Origin of the sequence: Janthinobacterium sp. SUN137 (assembly GCF_030587265.1) — a bacterium.
Lineage (GTDB): Bacteria > Pseudomonadota > Gammaproteobacteria > Burkholderiales > Burkholderiaceae_D > Janthinobacterium > Janthinobacterium kumbetense.
Genome location: NZ_JAPWHZ010000001.1, coordinates 1,289,214 through 1,314,403, shown reverse-complemented (window position 1 = coordinate 1,314,403; position 25,190 = coordinate 1,289,214). Strand labels below are relative to the sequence as shown.

At 63.4% G+C, this 25,190-nt stretch carries 23 protein-coding genes and 1 pseudogene; 10 read left to right on the top strand and 14 right to left on the bottom strand.

Annotation, left to right across the window (positions count from 1 at the left end):
- Positions 1-53: 53 nt before the first annotated feature.
- The gene (locus O3298_RS05990; RefSeq protein WP_099668363.1) at positions 54-809 is read left to right on the top strand and encodes a TorF family putative porin; all 756 of its coding nucleotides are present in this window, start codon (positions 54-56) and stop codon (positions 807-809) included.
- Between the two features lie 54 nt (positions 810-863).
- On the opposite strand, the gene O3298_RS05985 is transcribed toward O3298_RS05990, so the two are convergent.
- From O3298_RS05985 to O3298_RS05975, 3 genes are read right to left on the bottom strand one after another with little or no spacing between them, the layout of a single operon-like run.
- The gene (locus O3298_RS05985) at positions 864-1,373 is read right to left on the bottom strand and encodes a cobyrinic acid ac-diamide synthase (protein ID WP_289917344.1); all 510 of its coding nucleotides are present in this window, start codon (positions 1,371-1,373) and stop codon (positions 864-866) included.
- Positions 1,374-1,383: 10 nt separating this feature from the next.
- The gene (gene dapA, locus O3298_RS05980; protein ID WP_289917342.1) at positions 1,384-2,421 is read right to left on the bottom strand and encodes a 4-hydroxy-tetrahydrodipicolinate synthase; all 1,038 of its coding nucleotides are present in this window, start codon (positions 2,419-2,421) and stop codon (positions 1,384-1,386) included.
- Complete coding sequence (locus O3298_RS05975; protein ID WP_233515995.1) at positions 2,418-2,726, bottom strand: hypothetical protein; 309 nt, start codon at positions 2,724-2,726, stop codon at positions 2,418-2,420. Before O3298_RS05975 ends, dapA begins: the two co-directional genes overlap by 4 nt.
- 218 nt (positions 2,727-2,944) lie before the next feature.
- Here O3298_RS05975 and O3298_RS05970 point away from each other — a divergent pair, with 218 nt between their 5' ends.
- Complete coding sequence (locus O3298_RS05970; RefSeq protein WP_289917341.1) at positions 2,945-3,949, top strand: gamma-glutamyl-gamma-aminobutyrate hydrolase family protein; 1,005 nt, start codon at positions 2,945-2,947, stop codon at positions 3,947-3,949.
- Positions 3,946-5,025: an alginate lyase family protein gene (locus O3298_RS05965; protein WP_289917339.1), complete on the top strand. Its 1,080-nt coding sequence runs from the start codon at positions 3,946-3,948 to the stop codon at positions 5,023-5,025. Before O3298_RS05970 ends, O3298_RS05965 begins: the two co-directional genes overlap by 4 nt.
- Here O3298_RS05965 and O3298_RS05960 read toward each other — a convergent pair whose 3' ends face one another.
- The 8 genes and pseudogenes from O3298_RS05960 to O3298_RS05925 form a co-directional block, all read right to left on the bottom strand.
- The gene (locus O3298_RS05960) at positions 5,026-7,497 is read right to left on the bottom strand and encodes a TonB-dependent receptor (protein ID WP_305058749.1); all 2,472 of its coding nucleotides are present in this window, start codon (positions 7,495-7,497) and stop codon (positions 5,026-5,028) included.
- A gap of 95 nt (positions 7,498-7,592) precedes the next feature.
- On the bottom strand, positions 7,593-8,237 hold the full coding sequence (locus O3298_RS05955) for a FecR domain-containing protein (RefSeq protein ID WP_305058975.1): 645 nt from the start codon (positions 8,235-8,237) through the stop codon (positions 7,593-7,595).
- 189 nt (positions 8,238-8,426) lie between these two features.
- Positions 8,427-8,909: pseudogene (locus O3298_RS05950) on the bottom strand (sigma-70 family RNA polymerase sigma factor); the annotation flags it as partial.
- A gap of 208 nt (positions 8,910-9,117) precedes the next feature.
- Complete coding sequence (locus O3298_RS05945) at positions 9,118-10,248, bottom strand: YbdK family carboxylate-amine ligase (RefSeq protein ID WP_289913144.1); 1,131 nt, start codon at positions 10,246-10,248, stop codon at positions 9,118-9,120.
- Entirely contained in the window at positions 10,249-11,436 is a 1,188-nt protein-coding gene (locus O3298_RS05940; RefSeq protein ID WP_034780723.1) for a cation:proton antiporter, read from the bottom strand.
- Between the two features lie 312 nt (positions 11,437-11,748).
- A complete protein-coding gene (locus O3298_RS05935; protein ID WP_305058748.1) occupies positions 11,749-12,918 on the bottom strand; it encodes a VWA domain-containing protein in 1,170 nt (389 codons plus the stop codon).
- A complete protein-coding gene (locus tag O3298_RS05930) occupies positions 12,912-13,562 on the bottom strand; it encodes a GNAT family N-acetyltransferase (protein WP_305058747.1) in 651 nt (216 codons plus the stop codon). Before O3298_RS05930 ends, O3298_RS05935 begins: the two co-directional genes overlap by 7 nt.
- A gap of 9 nt (positions 13,563-13,571) precedes the next feature.
- On the bottom strand, positions 13,572-14,441 hold the full coding sequence (locus O3298_RS05925; protein WP_034780284.1) for a MoxR family ATPase: 870 nt from the start codon (positions 14,439-14,441) through the stop codon (positions 13,572-13,574).
- A gap of 233 nt (positions 14,442-14,674) precedes the next feature.
- On the opposite strand from O3298_RS05925, the gene O3298_RS05920 reads away from it, so the two are divergent.
- Both O3298_RS05920 and O3298_RS05915 read left to right on the top strand, forming a co-directional pair.
- Positions 14,675-15,004: a cytochrome c gene (locus O3298_RS05920; RefSeq protein ID WP_092796428.1), complete on the top strand. Its 330-nt coding sequence runs from the start codon at positions 14,675-14,677 to the stop codon at positions 15,002-15,004.
- A 14-nt stretch (positions 15,005-15,018) separates the two neighbouring features.
- Positions 15,019-15,360 carry a cytochrome c gene (locus O3298_RS05915; RefSeq protein ID WP_215409088.1) on the top strand — a complete coding sequence of 114 codons (342 nt, stop codon included), beginning with the start codon at positions 15,019-15,021 and terminating at the stop codon, positions 15,358-15,360.
- 140 nt (positions 15,361-15,500) lie between these two features.
- On the opposite strand, the gene norR is transcribed toward O3298_RS05915, so the two are convergent.
- Positions 15,501-17,060, bottom strand: a complete 1,560-nt coding sequence (norR, locus tag O3298_RS05910; RefSeq protein WP_305058746.1) for a nitric oxide reductase transcriptional regulator NorR — start codon at positions 17,058-17,060, stop codon at positions 15,501-15,503.
- 150 nt (positions 17,061-17,210) lie between these two features.
- On the opposite strand from norR, the gene nirK reads away from it, so the two are divergent.
- From nirK to O3298_RS05895, 3 genes are read left to right on the top strand one after another with little or no spacing between them, the layout of a single operon-like run.
- Positions 17,211-18,695 carry a copper-containing nitrite reductase gene (nirK, locus tag O3298_RS05905; protein WP_305058745.1) on the top strand — a complete coding sequence of 495 codons (1,485 nt, stop codon included), beginning with the start codon at positions 17,211-17,213 and terminating at the stop codon, positions 18,693-18,695.
- A 29-nt stretch (positions 18,696-18,724) separates the two neighbouring features.
- Entirely contained in the window at positions 18,725-19,402 is a 678-nt protein-coding gene (ytfE, locus tag O3298_RS05900) for an iron-sulfur cluster repair protein YtfE (RefSeq protein ID WP_289917327.1), read from the top strand.
- Positions 19,403-19,416: 14 nt separating this feature from the next.
- Positions 19,417-21,702, top strand: a complete 2,286-nt coding sequence (locus O3298_RS05895) for a nitric-oxide reductase large subunit (RefSeq protein WP_305058744.1) — start codon at positions 19,417-19,419, stop codon at positions 21,700-21,702.
- Positions 21,703-21,837: 135 nt separating this feature from the next.
- Here O3298_RS05895 and O3298_RS05890 read toward each other — a convergent pair whose 3' ends face one another.
- On the bottom strand, positions 21,838-22,260 hold the full coding sequence (locus tag O3298_RS05890; RefSeq protein WP_034780276.1) for a DUF1841 family protein: 423 nt from the start codon (positions 22,258-22,260) through the stop codon (positions 21,838-21,840).
- A gap of 214 nt (positions 22,261-22,474) precedes the next feature.
- On the opposite strand from O3298_RS05890, the gene O3298_RS05885 reads away from it, so the two are divergent.
- Complete coding sequence (locus O3298_RS05885) at positions 22,475-22,732, top strand: hypothetical protein (protein WP_305054025.1); 258 nt, start codon at positions 22,475-22,477, stop codon at positions 22,730-22,732.
- Complete coding sequence (gene mqo / locus O3298_RS05880; protein ID WP_305057425.1) at positions 22,725-24,323, top strand: malate dehydrogenase (quinone); 1,599 nt, start codon at positions 22,725-22,727, stop codon at positions 24,321-24,323. Before O3298_RS05885 ends, mqo begins: the two co-directional genes overlap by 8 nt.
- A gap of 100 nt (positions 24,324-24,423) precedes the next feature.
- Here the strand turns inward: mqo and O3298_RS05875 are convergent, their stop codons facing one another.
- Positions 24,424-25,056 carry an RNA pyrophosphohydrolase gene (locus O3298_RS05875; RefSeq protein WP_305057426.1) on the bottom strand — a complete coding sequence of 211 codons (633 nt, stop codon included), beginning with the start codon at positions 25,054-25,056 and terminating at the stop codon, positions 24,424-24,426.
- Between the last annotated feature and the right edge of the window lie 134 nt (positions 25,057-25,190).

Sequence of the window (25,190 nt, the reverse complement as noted above, 5' to 3'; positions counted from 1 at the left end):
CCAGCTGCGCCATGTTGGCAAAGGCCCATACCACCCATGAAGAAGAAAAAACCATGAATAAAATGCTACTGGCACTTGCCCTAGCCACCCCCTTCACCGCCTTGACGGGCAGCCTGGCCCACGCGGATGAGGTCAAGCCCGACAATGAAGTCAGTTTCAATGTGGCCGGCGTGTCCGATTACCGCTATCGCGGCATCTCGCAGACGCGTTTGAAACCGGCGCTGCAGGGCGGCGTCGATTACGTCAACAACCCGACGGGCCTGTATGCGGGCGCCTGGGCCTCGACCATCAAGTGGACCAAGGACGCGGGCGGCAGCGGCGACGTGGAAGTGGACCTGTATGCGGGCAAGCGCGGCCAGTTGACCGGTGATATCGGCTATGACGTGGGCGTGCTCGCCTACGTGTATGCGGACAACGGCTTGAAGAATATCGGCCTGGCCAACGCGGACACGCAGGAAGTCTACGGCCAGCTGTCGTATGGTCCCGCCTACGTCAAATATTCGCACGCCGTCTCCAACCTGTTCGGCATCGTCAACAGCAAGAACAGCGGCTACCTGGACATCGGCGCGACCATCGACCTGACGAACGGCTGGACCGGCAACCTGCATGCGGGCCACCAGAAGGTCAGGAACAACGACGCGTCGAGCTATACGGACTGGAAAGTGGGCGTCACGCGCGACTTCGGCTTTGTTTCGGGCGCGCTGGCCGTGATCGGCACGAACGCGGGCAAGTCGGCCTATGCCTCGCCCGTGAATGGCAAATTCATGGGCAAGACGGCGCTGCAGCTGACGGTCAGCAAGACGTTTTAATGGACTGAGTTGACTGAAAGGAGAGGCGGCGCATGCGCCGCCTTTTTTGCGTACTTACGCTGGCAGGTTGAAAACGGCGCAGTACAGCTGCCCCAGTCCCACCACGCGGGCGGAGGGAATCTGCGCGGCCAGGGCATGGGCGGGAGCCGCTTGCGTGTCCGTTGCCAGCAAGACGCGCAAGCCTGGATTGACGCTGCGCGCGTGTGCGATGCGGCGCGCCAGGCCCGCCTGCGCGGCGGCGTCGACGACGCCGTCGAGCGGCACCACCAGCACGCGCGCGGCGATCAGGGCCGAACGGCTGCCCATGGAGTCGCGGCCTTCGCTGTCGATGACGATGTCGTGGTAGCAGTGCACCAGGTGCTCGAGCTCCGGCTGCAAGCCCTTGGCGCTGATGGCGCGCGCCATCAGGTGCGGCCGGGTCAGACTGCCGTGCATGGCGCCGTCGTGCAGGTTCCTGGCTTGCGCCATGGCGCCCTGGCGCGGATCGGCATCGAGCAGCAATACCTTGCGTCCGGCCAGCGCGCGCGAGGCGGCCAGCCGTCCGGCCAGGATGGATTTCTCCATGCCCCCGCGTTCATCCGTGATGGCGATGATCATCTTGGCGCACGGCTGGCATGATATTGGCGGGGGAAACCAGCTGCAGCAGACAGCCTTCGCGCGGCGCATCCCTGTCGCAGGCGGTCCATGCGGGCAGTTCCATCAGGGGTTCGAGCGCCGCGGCCAGGGCGGCCTGGCCGGCGGCGGACATGGGCGTCATCGGCAGGCGCAATGCGTCGCGCACCTTGCCTTGCATGGTCAGCGCCGCTTTGACGGGAGCGGGATTGGGTTCGGCAAACAGCAGGCGGATGACGGGCAGCATGGTCTTGAACAGGGCACCGGCGGCGCCGTGGCGGCCCTGCTTGACCAGATGATATAGCTGCGCATACAGATCGGGACGGACCTGGGCGGCGGCCGACATGGCGCCGTGGCCGCCCATGGACAGGCTGGCCAGCAGCAGCGCATCGTCGCCGCACAGGACGTCCAGGCGCGTGTCGAGCAGCAGTTCGCCCAGCTGCTGCAGCTTGCCGCCCGCTTCCTTGATGGCGACGAAGTGCGAGTCGCGCGCCAGCAGCGCGGCGGTCTGCGGTTCGATGTTGACGCCCGTGCGCGCCGGCACGTTGTACAGCACGATGGATTGGTCGGTGGCGGCGGCGATGGCCTGGAAGTGGCGCACGATGCCGTCCTGGGAAGGGCGCACATAGGCGGGAGCGGAGACCAGCAGGCCGGCCAGCGGATGGTCGTTGTAGCGCTGCACCGTGCCGACGACGGTGCGCGTATCGCTGCCGCCGATGCCCATCACGACGGGGAAACGGGGGCCGACGGCTTCGAGCACGCTGTCGAGCAGCATGGTCTGTTCCGCGGCGCTCAGCATGGCCGCTTCGCCCGTGGTGCCGCACACCACCAGGCCATCGATGCCGCTGGCGGCCAGTTCGCACGCCAGTTGCTGGGCGGCGTCGAAGTCGATGTCGCCATCGACATCAAGGAATGGCGTGACCATCGGCACCCAGATACCCTGGAAGTGCGCGGTGATGCGCATGGATGACATCGCGTGTTCGCAGGCATACTGGTTCATAGCGATTTCCCCTGGCTGATGCGGCCAAATTCTGCCGCCGGCAGCAGGCGCATGACGGCATCCATGGTCAGGCGCAGGGCCGGTTCCGTCACGCACAGCCAGACTTTCATGCGCTCGGCGTGGTCGACTGCCTCGACGCGCATGAATGACAGCATGCCGCCGCAGGTTCGCACGACCAGCTGGCGCAGCTCGGCCAGACAGGCTTTGTCGACCGTGATATGCATGAGAAAGGTGGGCAGGCGGGGATGGCGGTGGGGCAGGGCTTGATGCGCTTGATGCGTTTGCAGGCGTGAATGGGGTTCCATGGTGGCTTTGCAGCGGTGGTTGAGGTACGTTCAAGATTAGCAGCGGGGGCGTAAAGATTCTCTAAAAAGCGGGGCCGCCAGCGTAAACGGACTGTATGCATCGGACGTGGACGTGTTGCGTGGATGCCCCGCGCGTGGGCTTTTGTTACAAAATTGAATCGTGCTTTCCGGGGCAGGGGTTTATATTGAAAACGTCTCCGCTTTCAGTCAGCCCCGCCATGTCAGACGAAAAAGATCCCCAGCTTCCCCCTTCCACCGATCCCGCGGCGCCAGCGCCAGCTTCGGCGCGGCCCGACCGGGTAGGCAGGGCGCCCGATGATGAGCACCGCGCGCGCGATGCCGCACCCCGCTATCTGAAGGACAACGACACGCCGCTGGCGCTGGCATGGCGGGTGATCTCGTCGCGCTACCGCTCCATGCGCGACAAGGCCAGCCGCGATTTCATGCGGCGTACTTTGCGCATCGGTATCTCGGCGCGCATTTTTCACCCCGAACCGGGCGCCACTGGCCTGCGCAGCAAGAACCTGCAATACCTGGAAGAGTCGATCGCCCAGTGGGTCATGTCGCGCGACGTGCTGGTGTTCATGATCCCGACCGTCAATACCAGCGGCCAGCTCCACCCGAGCAACATCACCTTGCGCCACTATGCGCGCCACCTGGACGGCCTGGTGCTGCAGGGCGGCGCCGACGTTTCGCCGCAGACGTATTCGGAGGCGGCCACGCGGCCCGAATGGAGCGGCGACCGCGCGCGCGACCTGTACGAACTGGAACTGCTGCACGAATTCGTCGATGCGGGCAAGCCCGTGCTGGGCATCTGCCGCGGCTGCCAACTGATCAATGTGGGCTTTGGCGGCACCCTGTACCAGGACATCGCCTCGGATGTGGAAGGCGCCACCTCGCACGTCAACGACCTGTATGACCGCCACCGCCACAGCATCGTCTTCCCGAAAGGCTCGTCGCTGGCGGGGTTGTTCCCGAAGACGGGCGAGGCACTCGTCAATTCCATCCACCATCAGTCGGTCAAGGACCTGGGGCGCGACATCACGGTGGAAGCGTATTCGCAAGGGGACAATATCGTCGAAGCCATCCGCTACCAGCGGGCGCGCTTCGTCATGGGCCTGCAGTGGCACCCGGAATTCCATTCGGCGGGCGGCGTCGAACTGCTCGATTGCACACCCATCCTCGATAACTTTTTGCGCGCGGCGCGGGAGACGCGGTTTTGAGTACGCACCTGATGCGCCGGCGCATTGTGCTGGCCGGCCTGCTGGCGCTGCCCCTGGCTGGCTTGCGCGCGGCGCCGCGTCCGCATGAAGGCGCGCTGCCGTTTGCGCTGACGTCCGCCGCGCGCGCCCGCACGCTCAAGGCGCGGGTGGTGCCGGCCATTGCGGAACAGGTGGTCAAGGCGGCGCGCAAGGATGCGGCGCGCCCCGTGCACCTGATGGCCGAAGTGCGCACGGGCGGCTTGCTGAAGGGCGAGGGCGGACGCGAGACCAGCCAGCAGGCGCAGGAAGACTGGCGCCAGGCGCGCCTGCAGGCGCTGGCCTGGAGACTATCGGGCGAGATGGCGCATTTCGAGGCGGCGCGCCAGCTGCTGCTGGCCTGGAGCGGCGCCTACCAGCCGTCGTTCAGTCCCGTCGACGAGACGGAGCTGGCCAGCCTCCTGATGGGCTTTGACCTGGTGCAGGAACGCTTGAACGGCGTCGAGCGCGAACAGGTGCAGGCGTTTTGCCGCACCCTGGCGCACGGATATCTGAGTGACCCCATCAAGGTGGGCGGCCCGTCCACGGCGCGCAACAACTGGCATAGCCACCGCATCAAGATCGGCACGGCCGCCGCGTATGTCACGGGCGACGCCTTGCTGATCGCGCGGGCGAAGGAACGCTTGCTGGCGCACGTGCCGCGCAATATCGGCGTCGGCGGCGTACCCTTCGACTTCGAGCAGCGCGATGCCCTGCATTACACCACCTACAGCCTGGAGCCGTTGCTGACGACCGCCCTGATGGCGCAGGCGCATGGCGATGACTGGTATGGCGCGCCGGAAGCGCGGCGCCTGGCCGAGGCGCTGGCCTGGCTGGCGCCGTACGCGCAGGGGAGAAAGACGCACGAGGAGTTCGCCAAGAGCGCCGTGCCCTTCGACCGCAAGCGCGTGGCGGCCGGCGAAAAAGGCTTTACGGGGAATTGGGAGCCGAAGGGCGCCGCCAATGTGTATCTGCTGGCGGCGCGCTTCGATCCCGCTTACCTGCCGCTGGCGCTGGAATTGCACCCGCCAGCCTGGGCGCTGGCGCTGTATGGGAGCTGATTAAAACTTCGTGCGCACGGTGAACATCACATTGCGCGGTTCGCCGTAAAAGCCCGTCTGGAACAGGCCGAGGCCCGTGAAGTATTTCTTGTCCAGCAGGTTGTTCACATTGACGCTGGCCGTGACGTTCCTGCTGATTTCGTAGCGCGCCATCAGGTTGAGCAGCGCGTAGCCGCCCTGCTTGATGCGTGAATTGTCCTCGATGGCGGGGTTCCAGATATTGCCGTCGTAGCTGCTTTGCCAGTTGATGCCGCCACCGACGGTCAGCTTGTCCAGGCTGGCCGGCAGGCGCCACGTGCCTTGCACGCGCACCAGGTGGGCAGGCTGCGTCGTTTTCAACATGGTAGAAAAGACATCCTTGCCATCCGCATCGCGCACGTGGGTGTAGGTGTAGCCGGCGCTCAGCCTCACATCCTTGGCCACTTCGCCCGTCACTTCCATTTCCACGCCACGACTGGTGACGCCGTCGATGGCTTTATACATTATCTCACCGTTGACTTCGCCCACAGGGCTGGCCACGTTGCTTTGACGGATCTGGAACAGGGACGCGCTGGCATTGACCTTGCCATCGAGGTACTCTGCCTTCACACCCGCTTCCACACCCTTGCCGCGCACGGGCGACAGGAAGTTGCGGTTGATGTCGCGGCTGCTTTGCGGCGCGAAGATGCTCGTGTAGCTGCCGAACACGGAATACGTCTTGTCGAGGTCATACACGACGCCCGCATACGGCGTGATGACCTTGTTTTCCTCGATGCGCGAGGTGATGCGCGCGGTGCCGGCGTCGAAGAAAGTGCGGTCCTGCTCCTGCTTGTAATCGCTGACGCGTGCGCCGAGAATCACCGACAGCGCGTCAAGCGGATGCAGGCGCACGGCGCCATACAGGCCGCTCTGGCGCGTGCTATCGTTGTCGTTGCCCAGGCGCTTGAACGCCAGTTCCGCGTACTGGCCGCGCCAGTCGAAATAACTGCCTTCGACGGGCGGGTAGACCGAATCATAGACGGGACCATCCTGCTTCGCCGTCGAACTGGAATAACCGATCATCGCTTCATGCTGGCGGCCAAACGCGGTAAACGGGCCGCTGGCGTCGACGTTGACGGTGGTCTGGCGGCGGTCGCCCTTGTATTTGCCCATGAAGAAAAACGCGCCTGCGCCCGTGGCGGGGTCGGGATTGCCGCCGCTGGCCGAACCGAGCACGCTGTCATGCTTGCTGCGCAACTGATTGGCGCTCAATTTCACTTTCCACGCGTTGGCGAAGCTGTGTTCCAGCGACGTAAATAGGGTGGTGTTCTGCATGTCGCGGCGGCTCCAGTCCGTGGCCGGGTTCCACGAGGTGGGGAAATCCGTGCGGGTGCCGTCGGACAGCAGGACGGGGAAACCGGTCCAGGTCGACCCGCGCGGCTTGTAATCCTGGTGCGTGAAGCCGGTCGTGAGCAGGGTGACGGGTGTCAGGTCCGCCTCGATGATGCCGTAGGCGACGGATTTCTGCTGCGTGTAGCGATCCAGGTAGGAGTGCTTGTCCTGGTAGGCGCCCACCAGGCGGCCGCGCACCGTGCGGCTGGCATTGAGCGGGCCGGAGACATCGGCTTCACCGCGGTAGTTGTCCCACGATCCCGCGCCCAGGGTCGCCGAACCCTCAAAGCTGGCGGTGGGGCGCTTGCGCACCATGTTGACGGTGGCCGACGGGTCGCCCGAGCCGCTCATCAGGCCCGTCGCGCCTTTCAGCACCTCGATGCGGTCATAGATGGCCATGTCGCTGTTCGTCGTGCCCCAGTCGTAGACGCCGTCATAGATGGCCGACACGCCGTCGTACTGGAAATTGGTGACGGCAAAGCCGCGCGCCTGGAAGCTCCAGCGGTCGCTGTCGTAATTTTGCACGCTCACGCCATTGACGTTTTTCATGACGTCGGAAACGGCATTGCTGTTCTGGTCATCCATCTGCTGGCGCGTGACGATGGTCAGCGACTGCGGCGTTTCGCGCTGGCTCAAGGCCAGGCCCGTGGCGCCGCTGGCGGGGCCGCCCATGTAGCTGCCGGTGCCGCCCGTCACGGCGCTGCGCTCGGCCGCCGCCACCACGGTGACGCCGCCCATGACGGCCACGCCGCGGCTATCCGCAGTGGAAGCGTTCGCGCTGGTGGCGATCTTTTGCAGCAGGTAGCCGCCGTTCGATTGCGGCACGGCTTGCAGGCCGCTGCCAGCCAGCAGCACGCGGAAACCATCGTGCACGCCATAGCTGCCTTGCAGGCCGGCGCTGCGCAAGCCTTGCGTGGCGTCGCTGGAGAACGACAATAAAATGGCGCTGTCGCTGCCGAAGCGCGTCAGCGCATCGCCCAGCGCGCCGGCGGGGATACTGTAGACGCGCACTTGCTGGCTTTGTGCCTGGGCCAGCGCCGGCAGGGTGAGAGCCATGCCGATCTGCGACAGGGCGCAGGCCAGGACGGTGCGGGTAAGGAGGGAACGCGAAGCGTGGTACATGGAATAAAACCTTTCGTGGATGCGCAAGATGGAGACTACCTATCTTCCAAGTCACGCGAGCACGCCGAAACAGCTCACTTTGCAGAAAATTTAATTCAGCGGGCCACCAGTTCGATCCTGACGACTTGCTGACCCCAGAAGCGCGTAACGGTATTGCGCCGCAATTGCAGGCTGGCGCTGACGGCGTCGAGGATGGCGCCGACATTGGCCAGCGGGAAGGAACCGGAGACGCGCAGGTCGGCGATGCCGGGCGCGCAGGCCAGCGGATGCTCGCTGTAGCGCGCCAGCTCGGCGAGGAAATCGGCCAGGCGCATGTCGCGCGCCACCAGCATGCCGTCGAGCCAGGCGCCGCCATATGGCGCCAGCGCCTGGCGATGATGGCTGTTGCTGTCGAAATGGGCACCTTCGCCGGGATGCAGCACCAGACGCTGGGCGCCATCGCTGGCCAGCACGGCGACGGCCCCTTCGAGCACGCCGGCGCTGGCATAGTCATCGTGCAGGCGCACGGTGAAGCGCGTGCCCAGTGCCTGCAGGCTGCCATGCGGCGTGGCGACGAAGAAGGGGCGCCGCGCTGCATCTATGCCGGTGGCGATGAAGATTTCGCCGGCCAGCAGTTCGATGCTGCGCCGCTCGCCGTCGTAAGCGATGTTCACGGCGCTGCCGGTGTTGAGCGTGAGTTGGGTGCCGTCATCGAGGGTCGCCATGCGGCGCTGGTTGACTGCCGTGCGGTAATCGGCCATCCAGCCGCGCCATGGGCTGCGGCGCTCAAACGCATACAGCGAGGCGCCGCAGGCCAGCAGCAGGGCCAGGGTCTTGACGGCATGGCGGCGCGGCGCATTCGCTTGCACGCAGGCGCGCAGTAGGGAAGCGTGCATGGCGGGCGGCAGGTGTTCATGCTGCGTTTGCAACTGCTGCCACGCCTGCGTGGCGCTGCCGGCGCGCTGCAGGTGGCGTTTCACCGTGGCCAGCGAGATGCCGAGCTGGCGCGCGATGTCTTCCTGCGGCAGCTCGTCGAGCTGGCGCAGTAAAAAAGCCCGTTTCACGGGAGGCAGCAAGCCGTCGAGCATGCGGTCCAGTTCAAACACGGTTGCCAGCAGCAGTGCCCGCTCCTCTGGCGATGGCGCATGCCGGGGCGGCAGTTGCGCCAGTACGTCGAGGTAAGCCTGTTCGAGTTTCTGACGGCGGTAATGGTTGAACAGCACGCGCTGCGCGACGATGGCGAGAAAGGCGCGCGGCTCGCGCGCGGCGATGGCGTCTTCGCGGTCGAGCAGGCGCATGAATGTGTCGTGCGCCACATCGGCCGCGCAGGCGGTGCTGCCCAACTTCTTGCGCAGCCAGCCTTGCAGCCAGCCGTGGTGGTCGGCATACAGTGTCGCGATGTCCTGGCGTTGTAGCGGCTCTGCCAGCGGCATCGCATTCCCCTTGCATGGCCGGCCCGGGTGGGCTGGTGTTTTTAAACAATAATAAGAATCATTCTCACTTATTGTAACAAGCGGTGGTGGCGGATGTAAACGATGGGGAGATGGGGTGTGGTTTTTTTGGGTTTGACGTTGTTGAATGCTGGGGGCTGACCCGGCAGGTCAGACCCCATGGACGCGACGTTGGCTGGACCGGACAGCGTCAATAGTTCATCGGTTCACCGCGAAAACATCTGATCGCCGAATCGACCATGCCCTCGGCACTGCCCTGCAAGCTGTGCTGCTTGCGCAGGTATTGCGCGTCGCTCCATTGCTTGGCCACGTCCGACAGGTGTTTCAGGGCTGGCGTGCCGCCCAGCGCCTCGGCGTGCGGTTCCATCTTGCGCAGGGTGGTCATGATGTCTTCGCGCAGTGACATCGTTTCGTAGGTTTTCGGATGCGTGATGGCGCCATCGAGGCCGAAGCGGCAAGCCTGGAAGCGGTTGTAGTTATATACGAGATAATCGTCTTCCACCGGCGGGGTTTCGCGGCGTTCGAGCAGGTAACGGCACAGCGCTTGCAGGTAGGCGGCCAGCGCGGCGGCCCGTTCCACCGTCAGCGGCGTGTCGCACACGCGCAGTTCGATGGTGCCGAATTCCGGCTTGGGACGGATATCCCAGTAAAAATCCTTCATGCTCTTGATGATGCCCGTGTTCTCCATCTTGGCGAAATACTCGTTGGAGAACTGGTCCCAGCTCAGCGTAAACGGCGCGCGCCCGCTCATGGGAAACGCGAACACGGAATTGAGGCGGGCCGAATCGAACAGGGTGTCGCGTCCCTGCACGTAGGGCGAGGACGCCGACAGGGCGATGAAGTGGGGGATGTAGCGGTTCAGCGAATGCAGCAGGAACATGGCGTCGTCGCCCGAGGCGCAGCCGATGTGCACGTGCTGGCCGAAGATGGTGAATTGCTTGGCCAGGTAGCCGTAAAGTTCCGAAATCTCCTGGAAGCGGGGCTTGGAAAAGATCTTTTGCGACGACCATTGCTGGAACGGGTGCGTGCCGCCGCCCGCGATGCCGATATTGAGCTTGTCGCCGGCCGTGATCAAGGTGTCGCGGATTTCCTGCAGCTGCTCCAGCAGGGGGCCGTGATGCGTGTGCACGCTCGAGTTGATCTCGATCATGCTCTCGGTGATTTCCGGCGTGACGTTGCCGGGGAACGGTTTTTTGTTCAGCAGATGCAGCAGGTCGGGGCTGGCGGCCGTCAAGTCATAGTCCGACAGGTTCACCAGTTGCAGTTCGAGTTCGACGCCGAAGGTCAGCGCGGCCGATTGGCCAAAGGGTTCCAGCGGCATTTAGCGCTCCTTGATTTCGTGGGTTTCTTTGGCCAGCATCAGCACGCGCTGCACCAGCACGGGGCCGACCAGTTCCAGTCCCAGGGTGATGGCGGCCAGGGCGTTCAATTCGTCGCCGAAGTTCACGCCGTGCTGGCGCGCGTGCTCCAGCAGCAGGATGATGAAGACGGAGACGGGCGTCAGCGCCACGCCCGTCAGCACGCCCTTGCGCCAGGAAATGCCGCTCACATGCGAGAACGCGGCCACGCCGACGACCTTCGTCAGCAATCGCCCGCCGACGACGGCCAGGGCCAGGCCCGCGCCGGCAGCCACGCTGGCCCATTCCAGGGTCGAGGCGGCATACACGAACAGCAGCACCGTCAGCAGCTCGCCCAGCGCGCCGAAATTGCGCTGCGCCTGGCTGAAGGCGACACGGCGGTGGCGCGCCACCAGGCCGAAGGTGAGGGTGGCCAGCAGCGGCGACAGGCTGGTGGTGTAGGTGAGGGCGACGAGCAGCATCACCGACAGCGCGAAGGCCACGGTGGCATCCTGCGCCATATTGCCCAGGCGGCGCAGCATGGCCGGCACGACGATGCCGAAGACGGTACCGGCGGCCACCGAGGCGGCCAGCACGGCGGCGCTGCTGCTGCTCGCTTCGATCAGGTCGGTGGAACTCTGGAACATCCAGAAGCCGACGATGATGTTGAACGTGAAGACGGCCAGCACGCAATTGAGAGCGGTGAGGTGGACGATGCGTTCCGTGACCTGGCCCGAACTGCGCTCCTCGTTGATGACGCGCATGATGGTGGCCGGCGAGGTGGACATGGCCAGGGACGCCAGCAGCAGCGCCGTCATCGAGGTGGAACCGAATTCGATGCCGATGAAGTAGACGACGGCAAAGGTCAGCAAGGATTCGACCAGGCCCGTGACGGCGATCCACGGATTGTTCTTCAGCCAGCGCAGGTTGATGCGGTAGCCGACTTCGAACAGGATCAGGCCGAAGGCCACGTCGGCCAGCACCAGCATGGGGCCGGCGTCCGTCTGCGGCAGGATGCCCACCTGGGTTTGGGCGAGGACGAAACCGATCACGCCGTAAAAACTGATGCGCGGCAGGCCAGTCCAGCGGTGGCCGAATTCGCCCACCACCCAGGCCAGGGTGATGGCGAACGGCCAGGACAGGTCGGCGGCGATCGAGATCAGACTTTGCATGCTCATTCCTTTGAAAATGGCGCTGGCACCGGCCGGCAGCACGGGGGCTGGCGCGGCAATGTCATGGTGCAGCGATGGTGCATGGTTTGCGCAGAGCGATGCGCCGATTCTACCGGAGCAGAAGGCGCGCACGATGTGCGCAATCGAACAGTGTCGCGGCCATGGCGGCCGCGCACAGGATGCAGCAGGTTGGGCAGGGCTGGTATCAGCGTATGGTACCCGCCCGCAGCGGAGAGGCTCCGCACGGTAGTGCCGTGTCGCAGTGTACGGCATGGCGGCCCCCTGCCGCCATGGACTTTTTGTTGCGTGCTTTTATTTACTGAGCAGACGCATGCCCCGTTCCAGCCCGTCGATCGACAGGGGGAACATGCGGTTGTTCATCAACTGCCGCATCACGCCGATCGACTGGCGGTACTGCCACAATCCCTCCGATTCGGGGTTGAGCCAGATGAATTTCGGGAACGCCTGGGTAAAGCGCGCCAGCCACGTCGATCCCGCTTCCTCGTTGTTGTATTCGACGCTGCCGCCCGGCTGCAGGATTTCATAGGGGCTCATGGTGGCGTCGCCGACGAAAATCAGCTTGGTGTCGGGCGGGTACTTGCGCAGCACATCCCATGTGGGAAAACGCTCGGCGTTACGGCGCCGGTTGTTCTTCCACAGGTAGTCGTAGACGCAGTTATGGAAGTAAAAGAACTCCATGTTCTTGAATTCCGTCTTCGCCGCCGAAAACAGTTCCTCGGTGCGCTCGATATGGTCGTCCATGCTGCCACCCACGTCGAGCAACATCAGCACCTTGATGCGGTTCTTGCGCTCTGGCCGCATTTTGATATCCAGATAGCCGGCGTTATTGGCTGTGGCGGCGATGGTGGCGTCGAGCGCCAATTCATCTTCCGCGCCTTGGCGCGCGAACTTGCGCAGGCGGCGCAAGGCCACCTTGATGTTGCGCGTGCCCAGTTCGCGCTCGCCGTCGTAATCCTTGTAGCTGCGCGCTTCCCACACTTTCACTGCCGTGCGGTTGCCGCCCTTGCCGCCGATGCGGATGCCTTCCGGGTTCGTGCCGCCATTGCCGAACGGCGACGTGCCGCCCGTGCCGATCCACTTGCTGCCGCCCTCGTGGCGCTCCTTCTGCTCCTTCAGCAGCTCGTTCAGGCGGTCCATCAGCTTGTCGTAGCCGAATTTTTCCAGCTGCGCCTTCTGCTCCTCGGACAGCTCGCGCTGCATGCGCTTGAGCAGCCAGTCGAGGGGAATGGCCGCATTCGTGTCGAAGGCAGCGTTGACGCCCTTGAAGTACTGGGCAAACGCGCGGTCGAACTTGTCGAAATGGGCTTCATCCTTGACCAGGGTCAGGCGCGCCAGATAGTAAAAATCGTCCATCGAGGCGTCGATGACGTTCTTTTGCAGCGCCTCAAGAAGGGTCAGGAATTCCTTGATCGAGACGGGAATCTTCGCATCCTTGAGGGTGAAGAAGAAATCGATCAGCATGGCGCTTCCTCTGTCCCGGCGTCGCCTGCGCGGGGCAGTGCGGCGATGGGGCGCTGCGCCAGCTTGTAGCGCAGATGGGCGGCGATTTCCGGCCACTCGCCACGCGTGATGCTGTACATGACCGTGTCGCGCACGGTGCCGTCGCGGCGCAGCGCATGGTGGCGCAGCACGCCATCCTTTTTCGCGCCCAGGCGTTCGATGGCCGCCTGCGAGGCATGGTTGAAATTGTCGGTGCGCAGGCCCACCAGCGCACAGCCGAGCGTGTCGAAGGCGTGCGCCAGCAGCAGCAATTTGCAGGTGGTGTTGACGTGGCTGCGCTGGCAGCGCTTCGCATACCAGGTGTAGCCGATTTCCAGGCGTCCGATGGCTGGCACCACGTCGTGGTAGCTGGTGGTACCGAGCACCTCGCCGCTGGCCACGTCGATGACGGCAAAGGCGAAGCGCGAAGGGCGCATCTCGATACCCTTGAAAATGTACTGGTCCACCTGGTCCGGCTCGGGCACGGAGGTGACGCGCAGGTTCCACAGTTCGCCATCCATGGCCGCCGCGCGCAAGCCGGGCGCGTGGTGCGGCGCCAGCGCTTCGAGGCGGATGCCGTGCAGTTCCAGGGGGACGAAGACCTTGTCCGGGCTGATGTCGTTCACCGGCGCTCCTTAGCGGTTGGTGCGCGACATGAACATCAGGCGCTCGAACAGGTGCACGTCCTGCTCGTTTTTCAGCAGCGCGCCGTGCAGCGGCGGCACGACGGCCTTGTTGTCCTTGCTGCGCAGCGCGTCAAAGGGGATGTCCTCGGCCAGCAGGAGCTTGAGCCAGTCGAGGAATTCCGACGTCGACGGCTTTTTCTTCAGGCCCGGTACGTCGCGCACTTCATAGAAGGTTTGCAGCGCCTGCGCCAGCAATTCCTGTTTCAGGTGCGGGTAGTGGACGGCGACGATCTGCTCCATCGTGTCCTTGTCCGGGAATTTGATGTAATGGAAGAAGCAGCGGCGCAGGAAGGCGTCCGGCAATTCCTTTTCGTTGTTCGAGGTGATGATGACGAGCGGGCGATGGCGCGCCGTGACCATTTCGCGCGTTTCGTAGACATAGAATTCCATGCGGTCCAGTTCGCGCAGCAAGTCGTTCGGGAATTCGATGTCGGCTTTGTCGATTTCATCGATCAAGAGCACCACCGGTTCGGGCGCCGTGAACGCCTGCCACAGCACGCCCTTGACGATGTAGTTCTGGATGTCGCGCACGCGCTCGTCGCCCAGCTGCGAGTCGCGCAGGCGCGAGACGGCGTCGTATTCATACAGGCCCTGCTGCGCCTTGGTGGTCGATTTGATATGCCATTGCATCAGCGGCATGTTCAGCGCGGCGGCCACTTCCTCGGCCAGCATGGTCTTGCCCGTGCCCGGTTCGCCCTTGATCAGCAGCGGGCGTTGCAGGGTCAGCGCCGCATTCACGGCCAGTTTCAGGTCGGCGGTGGCGACATAGCTGTCGGAACCTTCGAAGCGTTGGCCTTGCTGGGTGTGCTGTGCTTGCATGAGCGGTCTGCCAAAGTAGGGAAATGGTGAGTATAAACAGAACTGTGGCGCACCGCCACGCGGACGGCCTGTGCCTGCCTGCCTACAATGCGGGTTTTATAGGTGGACTTGCAAGAATATCTTGGCTAGAATCGGCAAGCAGCAGATTAATTGTCAACCTTAATTGTCAACACATAAAATCAATAAAAACCAGCTCTGGCGTTTCTCCGATTACCTTTGTTCACATTGCCACTATGAAAAAAATATTTGCACTTCTCGTGCTTGCCGGCATAGCAAATGCCGTCACAGCGGCTGACATTGTAGGAAACGCCAAGGCAGCGACTGCCAAGGTGGAAATGTGTATCGGCTGCCATGGCATCCCCGGTTACAAGGCAACCTTCCCCGAAGTGTTCCAGGTGCCGATGATCGGCGGCCAGCCGGCAAAATATATCGAGAATGCGCTGCAAGCCTACAAGAAGGGCGATCGCAAGCACCCGAGCATGAAGGGCATCGCCAGCAGCCTGTCGGACCAGGATATCGCCGATGTCGCCGCGTATTATGCGCAACAAGCCAAGCCGAACTGAGGACCAGCCAGATGATGAAAACACTACTCGCCGCCCTCGTTTGCGCCACCGTCTCGTTGTCCGCCAGCGCCGCCGGCAATATCAACACGGGCAAGGCCCTGGCCGAAAAATACAGCTGCGCCACCTGCCATGGCAAGGATTACGGTTCGCCCATCGACCCGTCCTATCCGAAATTGGCGGGTCAGCACAAGGATTACCTGGAACACGCCTTGACGGCGTATAAGCGGGGCGACAAGGCCAATGGCCGAAACAACGCCATCATGACGGGCCAGGTGAAACCGCTGAGCAACCAGGACATCAAGGACCTGGCCGCCTACCTGCACAGCCTGCCGACCACCCTGGTCATTCACCGCTGAGCGGTATCGCAGGGGTTATTAGTTGTTCTGACATCTGACAAAACCGTAGCGAGCGGAAGGGAGAGGCGGCCGAGACGCGGAACTGTGCTGAAGCACAGTGAGCATCGCAGGTTGCCTATACCGACGCGCAGTAGGTTTGGTTAGGTGTTCTTCAGCCCCACCCGGCGCGCCAGCTTGTGCAGATTGCTGGCGTCCAGCCCCAGTTGGCGCGCGGCAGCGGCCCAGTTATCCTGATGTAGCACCAGCGCTTGCCGGATGGCCTGGCGCTGGCTCGCTTCCACGATCTGATGCATGGACAGCAGCGGCGCTGCTGGCGCTCCGCACGCGGCCGGCGCAGGCAGCGACGCGTTCGCACCGGCTGGCGCCTCCAGCGCATCGAGGTCGAGCATATCCGTTTCCAGGGTCACGATGTCCTTGCGGTCCGCGCCGCGGATCACGGCTTTCAGCGCGGCCCGGCTGATCACATGTTCCAGTTCGCGCACATTGCCCGGCCAGCGGTAGTGGCACAGGGCGTTTTCTGCCGCGGCGGACAGGCGCAGGCTGCGCAAGCCCAGGCGCGCGCGGTTGAGCTCAAGAAAACCACCGGCCAGCAGCAGCACGTCATTGCCCCGCTCGCGCAGCGGCGGAATCGGCACGGGATACACGGACAGGCGGTGATACAGGTCGGCGCGGAAGGTGCCGTCGCGCACATGCTCGCGCAGGCTGCGGTTGGTGGCGGCGATCACGCGCACGTTGACCCGGCGCGGCCGGTCCGCGCCCAGGCGCTGGATTTCGCCATTTTGCAAGGTGCGCAGCAGCTTGGCCTGTATCGACAGCGGCAATTCCCCCACTTCATCGAGAAACAGGGTGCCCCCTTCGGCTGCCTCGAAACGCCCGGGCCGGTCGCTGACGGCGCCGGAAAACGCGCCGCGTACATGGCCGAACAATTCGCTCTCGGCCAGGGACTCGGGCAAGGCCGCGCAATTGACATGGATCAAGGGCTTGCCTGCGCGGCGCGACAGCCGGTGCAGGCGGTGCGCGCACAGTTCCTTGCCGACGCCCGTCTCTCCCAGCAGCAGCACGGGCAGTTCGGAATCGGCGACCACTTGCAATTCGTGCAGCAAGTGCGTGATGGCGCTGCTTTGGCCGACGAAATCGTGTTCCTCGCGCGGCGCTTGCGCATCGGCCAGTATGGCGCCGCCCGACAGGCGCAGGGCGCGGATTTCCGTTTCCAGGCGGGTCACGCGCACGGCCGCCTCGATGGCGCAAGCCAGTTCACCGAGGTCGCGCTGCGCCTGTCCATTGAAGGTGCCTACCTGCAGGGCGTCGAGCGTGATCACACCCCAGCGTTCGCCTTCCAGGTCCAGTGCCATGCCCATGCAGTCGTGCACGGGCAGCGGCTCGCCGGCCCGCTCGGCGATCAAGCCATCGTAGGGATCGGGCAGGGAGCTGTCGTGATGGAAGCACAGCACGCCGCGCCGTTGCAGGATGGCGGCCAGACGCGGATGGTCGGCGACGGCGAAGCGACGCCCCAGCGCGTCGCTGGCCAGGCCGGCCATCGCCACGGGGCGCAAGTGCTCGCCATCGAGCTTGAGCAAGGCCACGGCTTCGCAGCCGAAGTGCGCGCGCAGGCTGCCGACCAGGCGCTGCAGTCGCACTGCCACGGGCAGGTCGGCGACCAGGTCGGTGAGCAGCAGCAGGTGGATGGCGGTGACGGTCATAAGTACCATGCAGGGTACAACGAACCACGGCAAACAAGGGTCATTACGACCCTGTGTTTTTCAAATCGTTGATTTAAAACAAGTTTTTCCTGGCACACGGTTTGCCTAGGTATGAGTGCCAAACCGGCATACAAGACCAAGGAAAGCTTGATGAAAACGACTCCCTCCCTCCGCGCCATTGCCGCCGCCGTCTGTGTCCTGGCCATGCCCCTGTCCGTGCAGGCCCAGGCGGGCCTGCCTGCCAGCGCTGCCGCCACTGCCGCCAAACCTGCCGCCGCCGCGGTCAAGCGCTATGAACTGCAAACCAATATCGTCGACGGCAAGATGGTATTCATCGACGCCAAGGGCCAGGTCAACCCCGTGCTGGCGGCCAAGGTGGGGGAAACGGTCGAACTCGTGCTGAAAAGCGGCGAAGGCGCCGAACACGACCTGCTGATCCCCGAGCTGAACGTGGCTTCAAGCAAATTCAGCGCCAATAGCGGCAGCACCACCGTGCGCTTCAAGGTCACGCGCGCCGGTACGTTCACCTATTACTGCTCGATTCCCGGCCACCGCCAGATCGGCATGGAAGGCAAGCTGGTCGTGAGCGGCACTTCTCTGGCCGAAGCGGGAGCACCGAAGGCTGCCGGCGCCGGCAGCGCTGCCAGCGAATCGAGCCAGGCCGCCGCGCTGGCCCTGTACACGCCCGCGCCATCGCCGATGCGCGGTCCCGATCCATCGGCTGTCAGCGTGGCGGCCAATCCTGCCTCCGTGCCGGCCGCCATCGGCGCGCGCGCGCCGCAAACCCTGAAATACCGCATGGAAACGGTGGAACTGCCGGGCAAGCTCGATGACGGCACCAGTTTTACGTATTGGACTTTCAACCGGCAAGTACCCGGTCCGATGCTGCGCGCGAAGGTGGGCGATACGGTCGAACTGACCCTGTTCAACGCCAGGGACAGCAAGATGATCCATTCGATCGATCTGCATGCCGTGACGGGCGGCCATGGCGGCGGACAGCACACGCAGGTGGCGCCGGGGCAGGAAAAAACGGTGACCTTCAAGGCGCTCAATCCGGGCCTGTTCGTCTACCACTGCGCCACACCCCTGGTGCCGCAGCATATCGCCGCCGGCATGTACGGCATGATCCTGGTCGAACCGGAAGGCGGCCTGTCGAAGGTGGACCGCGAGTATTACGTGATGCAGGGCGAGATGTACACGGGCCGTCCGCATGGCGCGCCCGTGCACCAGGAACCGAACCTGGAAAAAATGGCCAATGAGCTACCCGACTACTACGTCTTCAATGGCGAAGTGGGCGCCTTGAGCAAGACGCACAAATTGCAGGCGAAAGTCGGTGAGACGGTGCGCATCTATTTCGGCGTCGGCGGCCCGAACAAGATTTCATCGTTCCACATCATCGGCGAGATCTTCGACAAGGTGTACAGCGAAGGCTCGATCAGCAGCCCGAAACACGACGTGCAAACCACCCTGGTGGCACCGGGCGGCGCGACCATCGTCGAACTCAAGGTACAGCACCCCGGCAGCTACCTGCTGGTCGACCATGCGCTGTCGCGCGCCGGCAAGGGCGCCGTGGGCGTGCTGGAAGTGACGGGCGAACCCGTACCCGGCGTCTACCACGCAGGCGCGGTGCAATAAATCTACCTATTCATCCTCAAGGAACTGTTATGGAAATGATCGAGCTATCCCTGGGCCAGCTGGCCCGCCGCATCCCTGGCGCCACGCGCCTGTTCGATGCGCACCGCCTGGATTTTTGCTGCGGCGGCAACAAGACCCTGCGCGCAGCAGCCGAAGCGGCCGGCGTGGATGCGGCACCCATCGTCGAGGAATTGCGGCTGCTGGCAGGGCGCGCAGATACCAGCGGCGAGCGTGACTGGCAGGAAGCCTCGGCCACCGAGCTGGTGGAGCACCTGCTGGCGCGCTACCACGCCGTGCACCGCGAGCAGCTGCCCGAGCTGATACGCCTGGCACGCAAGGTCGAGCAGGTGCATGGCGACCGCGCCGACTGTCCGCACGGGCTGGCGGAACACCTGTCGGCCATGGCGCAGGAGCTGGAAAGCCATATGCGCAAGGAAGAAGACGTGCTGTTCCCGATGATCGTGCGCGGCCAGGGCCCGCGTGCCGGCGCGCCCATCAACGTCATGCGCATGGAACATGACGACCATGGCGTGGCCTTGCGCGCCATGGAGGCAATGACGAACGATATCACCGCCCCTGGCGGCGCCTGTACCACCTGGCGCGCGCTGTACACGGGCTTGCGCACCTTCCGTGCAGACCTGATGGCGCACATCCATACTGAAAACAATATCCTGTTCGAGCGCTTTGCGCCGGCCGCGGTGCACTGACAAAGGAATGACCCATGGGTCCGTACAAAAAACTCTGGTTCACCCTGATCGGTGTGCTGATCGTGACGTTTTCGCTGCTCGGCTACTACGGCACGGAAGTCTACCGGCAGGCGCCGCCTATCCCCGCGCAAGTGCTGGCGCAGGATGGCCGGCAACTGTTCGACCGCGAGGGCATCCTCGACGGCCAGACGGCCTGGCAATCCGTCGGCGGCATGCAGCTCGGTTCGATCTGGGGCCACGGCGCCTACCAGGCGCCCGACTGGACGGCCGACTGGCTGCACCGCGAATTGACGGCCTGGCTGGAACTGGCCGCGCAAGAGCAGCATGGCAAGGCGTACGGGGCGCTCGATGGCCCTGCGCAGGCGGCGCTGCGCGAAGCGCTCAGGCTGGAATACCGCGGCAACCGGGTCGATGAGGCGCAGGTGCTGCGCCTGTCGCCGCGCCGCGTGCAAGCCATCACCAGCACGGCGCACTATTACGACCAGCTGTTCTCCGACGCGCCTGCGCTGCACGCCAGCCGCGAGCATTTCGCCATGAAGGAAAACACCTTGCCCAGCGCCGAGCGGCGCGCACAGATGACGCAGTTCTTCTTCTGGACGGCATGGGCCGCCGCCACCGAGCGTCCTGGCCAGAAAGTGACCTATACGAACAACTGGCCGCATGAACCGCTGATCGGCAACCAGCCCAGCGGCGAAAACCTCGTCTGGTCGGTCGCCAGCGTGGTGGTGCTGCTGGCCGGCGTGGGCTTCCTCGTCTGGGGCTGGGCCTTCCTGCGCGACCACGACGAAGCGCTGCCGGCGGCCGGTCCGCGTGATCCGCTCACCACGTTCGCGCTGACGCCTTCGCAGCGGGGACTGGGAAAATACCTGTTCCTGGTGGTGGCCCTGTTCATCTTCCAGGTCTTCATCGGCGGCTTTACGGCGCATTACACGGTGGAAGGGCAGCAGTTCTACGGCATCGACGTGTCGCGCTGGTTCCCGTATGCGCTCACGCGCACCTGGCATATCCAGGCCGCGCTGTTCTGGATCGCCACGGGCTTCCTGGCCGCCGGCCTGTTCCTCGCGCCCCTGATTAATGGCGGCAAGGACCCCAGGTGGCAGCGCCTGGGCGTCGACGTGCTGTTCTGGGCCCTGGTGCTGGTGGTCGTCGGTTCGTTTATCGGCAATTACCTGGCCATCGCGCAAGTGATGCCGCCCGAGTGGAATTTCTGGCTCGGCCACCAGGGGTATGAATATGTGGACCTGGGGCGCTTGTGGCAGATCGGCAAATTCGTCGGAATCCTGCTGTGGCTGGTGCTGATGTTGCGCGGCGTCATACCGGCCCTGTGCCAGAAGGGCGGCGACAAGAACTTGCTGGCGCTCTTGACCGCATCCGTGGGCGCCATCGGCCTGTTCTATGGCGCCGGCCTGTTCTACGGCGAACGCACGCATTTATCGGTGATGGAATACTGGCGCTGGTGGGTGGTGCACCTGTGGGTGGAAGGCTTCTTTGAAGTGTTCGCCACCACGGCGCTGGCCTTCATCTTCTCGACCCTAGGCCTGGTGTCGGTGCGCATGGCCACGACGGCCAGCCTGGCGTCGGCCTCGCTGTTCATGCTGGGCGGGATTCCCGGCACTTTCCACCACCTGTACTTTGCCGGCACCACCACACCCGTGATGGCCATCGGCGCGAGTTTCAGCGCGCTGGAAGTGGTGCCGCTGATCGTGCTGGGACATGAAGCGTGGGAAAACTGGCGCCTGAAGGAACGCGCGCCATGGATGGAAAACCTGCGTTGGCCCATGATGTGCTTTGTCGCCGTCGCCTTCTGGAACATGCTGGGTGCGGGCGTGCTGGGCTTCATGATCAATCCGCCCGTCGCGCTGTACTACATCCAGGGCTTGAACACGACCCCCGTGCATGCGCATGCGGCGCTGTTCGGCGTGTACGGCTTCCTGGCACTGGGCTTTACCTTGCTGGTGCTGCGCTATCTGCGGCCCGACTACCGTTTCAGCCCTGCGTTGATGAAGACGGCGTTCTGGGGCTTGAACGCGGGCCTGGTGCTGATGATCTTTACCAGCCTGCTGCCGATTGGCATCATCCAGTTCCACGCCAGCGTGACGGAAGGCCTGTGGTATGCGCGCAGCGAAGCGTTCATGCAGCAGCCGCTGTTGCAGAACCTGCGCTGGATACGCACCTTTGGCGACGTGGTCTTCATCGTCGGCGCCATCGCCATGGCGTTGCAGGTGGTGCTGGGATTGCGGGACAAAGGGCCGGCACAGGTCTTGCCTCAGCGCATGAAGGAGGCAGTAAAACCGATGTGAGGTAGTACTGGTACAACACCTGGCAAAACCGTAGCGAGCGGCAGCGATTTGTGGCTAAGAAGCGCAACCGTACTCTAGTACGGTGAGCATCGCAGGCCGCAAAGCGCGACGCGCAGCAGGTTTTGACAGGTGTTCCTACCGGCGGCGGACGCAGTCGATATAGGCGTCCGTGTCCGGCGGCAAGCCCGAGCGCTGCGACGCCCAGATCATCTGGCCCAGGCATTCCATCACTTCGTGCTGGGCGGCATGGGCCGAATCGAGGCGCTGGGTGAGCTGCTGGACGGCCGGGCGGATGCCGCGCGGCTGGTCCACCTGCACCTGTTCCGTGATCGATAGATGCATGGACAGGTGCAGGAAAGGATTGGCTTGTCCCCCTTCGACGGAATAGTCGCGCGCCAGCGCCGCTTCGACGTCGGAGAGCTCGTTTTCATACTCGGGGTGTTCGAGGATCCAGTCGAGCGCAATGGCTTCCATCGGCGTGAGGATTTCATGGGCGCGGTGCTTGCGCAATGTTTCGCAAAAGAAACGGCGCACATCGTCGGAAGAGGGGTTGAACATGGCTGAAGGACTATGGCTAAAGGGCAGCCGGCATTGTACCGCGTACATAAATAAAGGGCATCGAGGATGCCCTTTTTGCCGTCTGGCGGCCGCTTGCATGACCCGATAGTCACCGTCATTTAATACCCTGCAGTAAGTATTATCCACTACCGCCACGGCCCGGCGGCGCCAAATAACGGTGATAAAATCGCCGTTCTTGATATTTGCACTGGACATGACGGCGATTTCATTGCCGGTTTTTCAGCCGACAACGAGGTCCGCGCTGTCCATTGCCCGCACCTTTGCCACCAGATCATGCTCTTGGGATATCCCTGAGCGCGGCAGCATGCCTATCACCATCGACATTGACCTGTCCGGCCGCCCTGGCGTTCCGGCTGGCCGGCTGTTTTTCATTCAATACGGCGATGGTGCCGCCACGGTGGCGCGCAAGAATCATCCTTCAGTATTCATAAACGGAGTTACGTATGCGTAAATCGCTATTACTTTTGATGTCGTGCCTGATCCTGGCGGCATGTGACAAGACCCCTCCGGCCTCGTCCGAAAAACCGGTCGACGTGCTGCTGATCGGCGCCGGCACCATGAGCGCCACCCTGGGCAGCATGCTCAAGGAACTCGATCCCTCGCTGACGATGGAAATGGTTGAGCGCCTCGATTCCGTGGCCGCCGAAAGCTCGGATGCGATGAACAACGCAGGCACGGGCCACTCGGCGTTTGCCGAACTGAACTACACGCCGGAAGCGGCCGATGGCAGCATCGAGACCAAGAAAGCCGTTGCCATCAACGAGCAATTCGAAATTTCCAAGCAATTCTGGGCTTATCAGGTTGCCAACAGGCACCTGGGCGCGCCGCAAACCTTCATCAATAACGTGCCGCACATGGCGTTTGTGTGGGGTGACGACAATATTGCCTTTTTGAAGAAGCGCTACGCCGCGCTGCAAAAGGAAAACCTGTTCAAGGGCATGCTGTTCTCGGAAGACCAGGCGCAGATCGAGCAATGGGCGCCGCTGGTGATGCAAGGCCGCGACAAGGGCCAGAAAGTGGCCGCGACGCGCATGGAAATCGGTACCGACGTCAATTTCGGCAACCTCACGCGCGGCCTGGTCAAGTACCTGACGGACAGCCATGGCATGGTCCTGCACCTGCGCCACCAGGTGGAAAACATCCAGCGCGGCGCCGACGGCGTATGGAACGTGACGGTGAAAGACTTGAACGCCGGCAAGGAAAAGACCATGCGCGCCAAGTTCGTCTTCATCGGCGCCGGCGGCGGTTCGCTGCCGCTGCTGGAAAAATCGGGCATTCCGGAAGCCAAGGGCTACGGCGGCGTGCCGGTGGGCGGCCAATGGCTGGTCACCACCAATCCGGAACTGGTGGCGGCGCATGCGGCCAAGGTCTACGGCAAGGCGTCCGTCGGTTCGCCGCCGATGTCCGTGCCGCACCTGGACACGCGCATCATCGACGGCAAGAAAGCCCTGCTGTTTGGCCCGTTTGCCACCTTCTCGACCAAGTTCCTGAAAAACGGTTCGTGGATCGACTTGCCTGCCTCGATCGGCACTGGCAATGTGAAACCCATGCTGCAAGCCGGTTACGACAATATTCCGCTGACGAAATACCTGGTCGAACAGGTCATGAACACGCCTGAAGACCGCCTGAAGACTTTGCGCGAGTACCTGCCGAACGCCAAGATGGAAGACTGGACCTTGCAAAACGCGGGCCAGCGCGTGCAAATCGTCAAGGATGACCCCGTAAAAGGTGGCTTGCTGCAGTTCGGCACGGAAGTCGTCGGCGCCGCCGATGGCAGCATCGTCGCCCTGCTGGGTGCATCGCCAGGCGCCTCGACCGCGCCGCCGATCATGATCAAGGTGCTGCAAACGGCATTCAAGAGCCGCCTGGCAACGCCGGAATGGCAAGCCAAGATGGTGGAAATGGTGCCGTCGTACGGTCAAAAGCTGAACAATGACCCAGCCCTGGCCAACAAGATCCGCCACTACAGCAGCAATATCCTGGGCTTGAAGGCGATCACGCTCGACGTGCCAGCCGCTGCGCCAGCGCCGGCAGCAAACTAAGTCAGCCTTGCCGGCAGGGGAGTTTCCTGCCGGAATGAAAAAAGGGGCAGCCTGTTCAGGCTGCCCCTTTTGCGTGGGAGAGTGCGTTCATTGCGGTGGACTACCCCTTGCCCGGCAAGATCAGCTCCGGCGTACACCCTTCGGCGGCAATGCCGTCGCAAGGCTTGGCCAGTGAAGCCCCATCCTGTGCCCGTGGCGCATGGGGCTGGCGCAGGTAGCGCGACGTGTGGCGGTGCGCTTGCTGTGCGTTGCCATGCACGGGCCAGGTCAGGAAGCGGGACAGCTCCTGCAAGGCGCGCTGGTAGACATCGCGTTTAAATTCAATGACGACATCGAGCGGGACCCAGTATTCATGCCAGCGCCAGGCGTCGAACTCCGGATGGTCGGTCAGGCGCAGATTGACGTCGTTATCGCGCGCGCACATTCTCAGCAGAAACCAAATCTGCTTCTGGCCACGGTAATGGCCGCGAATCTCGCGCTTGATGAAGTGGTCTGGCACTTCATAGCGCAGCCAGTCGCGGGTGCGGCCGACAATTTTGACGTGTTCCTGTCTGAGTCCGATTTCCTCTTCAAGTTCGCGAAACATGGCTTGTTCCGGTGTTTCGCCATATTTGATACCGCCTTGCGGAAACTGCCATGAGTGCTCGCGCACCCGCTTGCCCCACCACACCTCGTTCTGGGCGTTTAGCAGGATGATGCCGACGTTGGGCCGAAACCCTTCACGGTCGAGCATAATGCACCTCAAACTTTCTGCGACAGTGCATCCTTTTTTACATAATTACCCACAACTTCGCAAGCCGGTGACCTTTTCGGGGTGCGAAAAGCGCCGGAATCGCACCAATTGAGCGCATTTGTGTAAAGTATGGA

Coding starts and splice junctions, on each gene's coding strand:
- O3298_RS05975 (WP_233515995.1), bottom strand. CDS start 2,726: ATGGAACCCCATTCACGCCTGCAAACGCATCAAGCGCATCAAGCCCTG.
- O3298_RS05915 (WP_215409088.1), top strand. CDS start 15,019: ATGAAAACACTACTCGCCGCCCTCGTTTGCGCCACCGTCTCGTTGTCC.
- mqo (WP_305057425.1), top strand. CDS start 22,725: ATGCGTAAATCGCTATTACTTTTGATGTCGTGCCTGATCCTGGCGGCA.
- O3298_RS05885 (WP_305054025.1), top strand. CDS start 22,475: ATGACGGCGATTTCATTGCCGGTTTTTCAGCCGACAACGAGGTCCGCG.
- O3298_RS05895 (WP_305058744.1), top strand. CDS start 19,417: ATGGGTCCGTACAAAAAACTCTGGTTCACCCTGATCGGTGTGCTGATC.
- O3298_RS05925 (WP_034780284.1), bottom strand. CDS start 14,441: ATGCAAGCACAGCACACCCAGCAAGGCCAACGCTTCGAAGGTTCCGAC.
- dapA (WP_289917342.1), bottom strand. CDS start 2,421: ATGAACCAGTATGCCTGCGAACACGCGATGTCATCCATGCGCATCACC.
- O3298_RS05985 (WP_289917344.1), bottom strand. CDS start 1,373: ATGGAGAAATCCATCCTGGCCGGACGGCTGGCCGCCTCGCGCGCGCTG.
- O3298_RS05945 (WP_289913144.1), bottom strand. CDS start 10,248: ATGCCGCTGGAACCCTTTGGCCAATCGGCCGCGCTGACCTTCGGCGTC.
- O3298_RS05935 (WP_305058748.1), bottom strand. CDS start 12,918: ATGCTGATCGATTTCTTCTTCACCCTCAAGGATGCGAAGATTCCCGTC.
- O3298_RS05890 (WP_034780276.1), bottom strand. CDS start 22,260: ATGTTCAACCCCTCTTCCGACGATGTGCGCCGTTTCTTTTGCGAAACA.
- O3298_RS05920 (WP_092796428.1), top strand. CDS start 14,675: ATGAAAAAAATATTTGCACTTCTCGTGCTTGCCGGCATAGCAAATGCC.
- nirK (WP_305058745.1), top strand. CDS start 17,211: ATGAAAACGACTCCCTCCCTCCGCGCCATTGCCGCCGCCGTCTGTGTC.
- O3298_RS05960 (WP_305058749.1), bottom strand. CDS start 7,497: ATGTACCACGCTTCGCGTTCCCTCCTTACCCGCACCGTCCTGGCCTGC.
- O3298_RS05955 (WP_305058975.1), bottom strand. CDS start 8,237: ATGGCCGATTACCGCACGGCAGTCAACCAGCGCCGCATGGCGACCCTC.
- O3298_RS05940 (WP_034780723.1), bottom strand. CDS start 11,436: ATGCAAAGTCTGATCTCGATCGCCGCCGACCTGTCCTGGCCGTTCGCC.
- norR (WP_305058746.1), bottom strand. CDS start 17,060: ATGACCGTCACCGCCATCCACCTGCTGCTGCTCACCGACCTGGTCGCC.
- ytfE (WP_289917327.1), top strand. CDS start 18,725: ATGGAAATGATCGAGCTATCCCTGGGCCAGCTGGCCCGCCGCATCCCT.
- O3298_RS05990 (WP_099668363.1), top strand. CDS start 54: ATGAATAAAATGCTACTGGCACTTGCCCTAGCCACCCCCTTCACCGCC.
- O3298_RS05970 (WP_289917341.1), top strand. CDS start 2,945: ATGTCAGACGAAAAAGATCCCCAGCTTCCCCCTTCCACCGATCCCGCG.
- O3298_RS05875 (WP_305057426.1), bottom strand. CDS start 25,056: ATGCTCGACCGTGAAGGGTTTCGGCCCAACGTCGGCATCATCCTGCTA.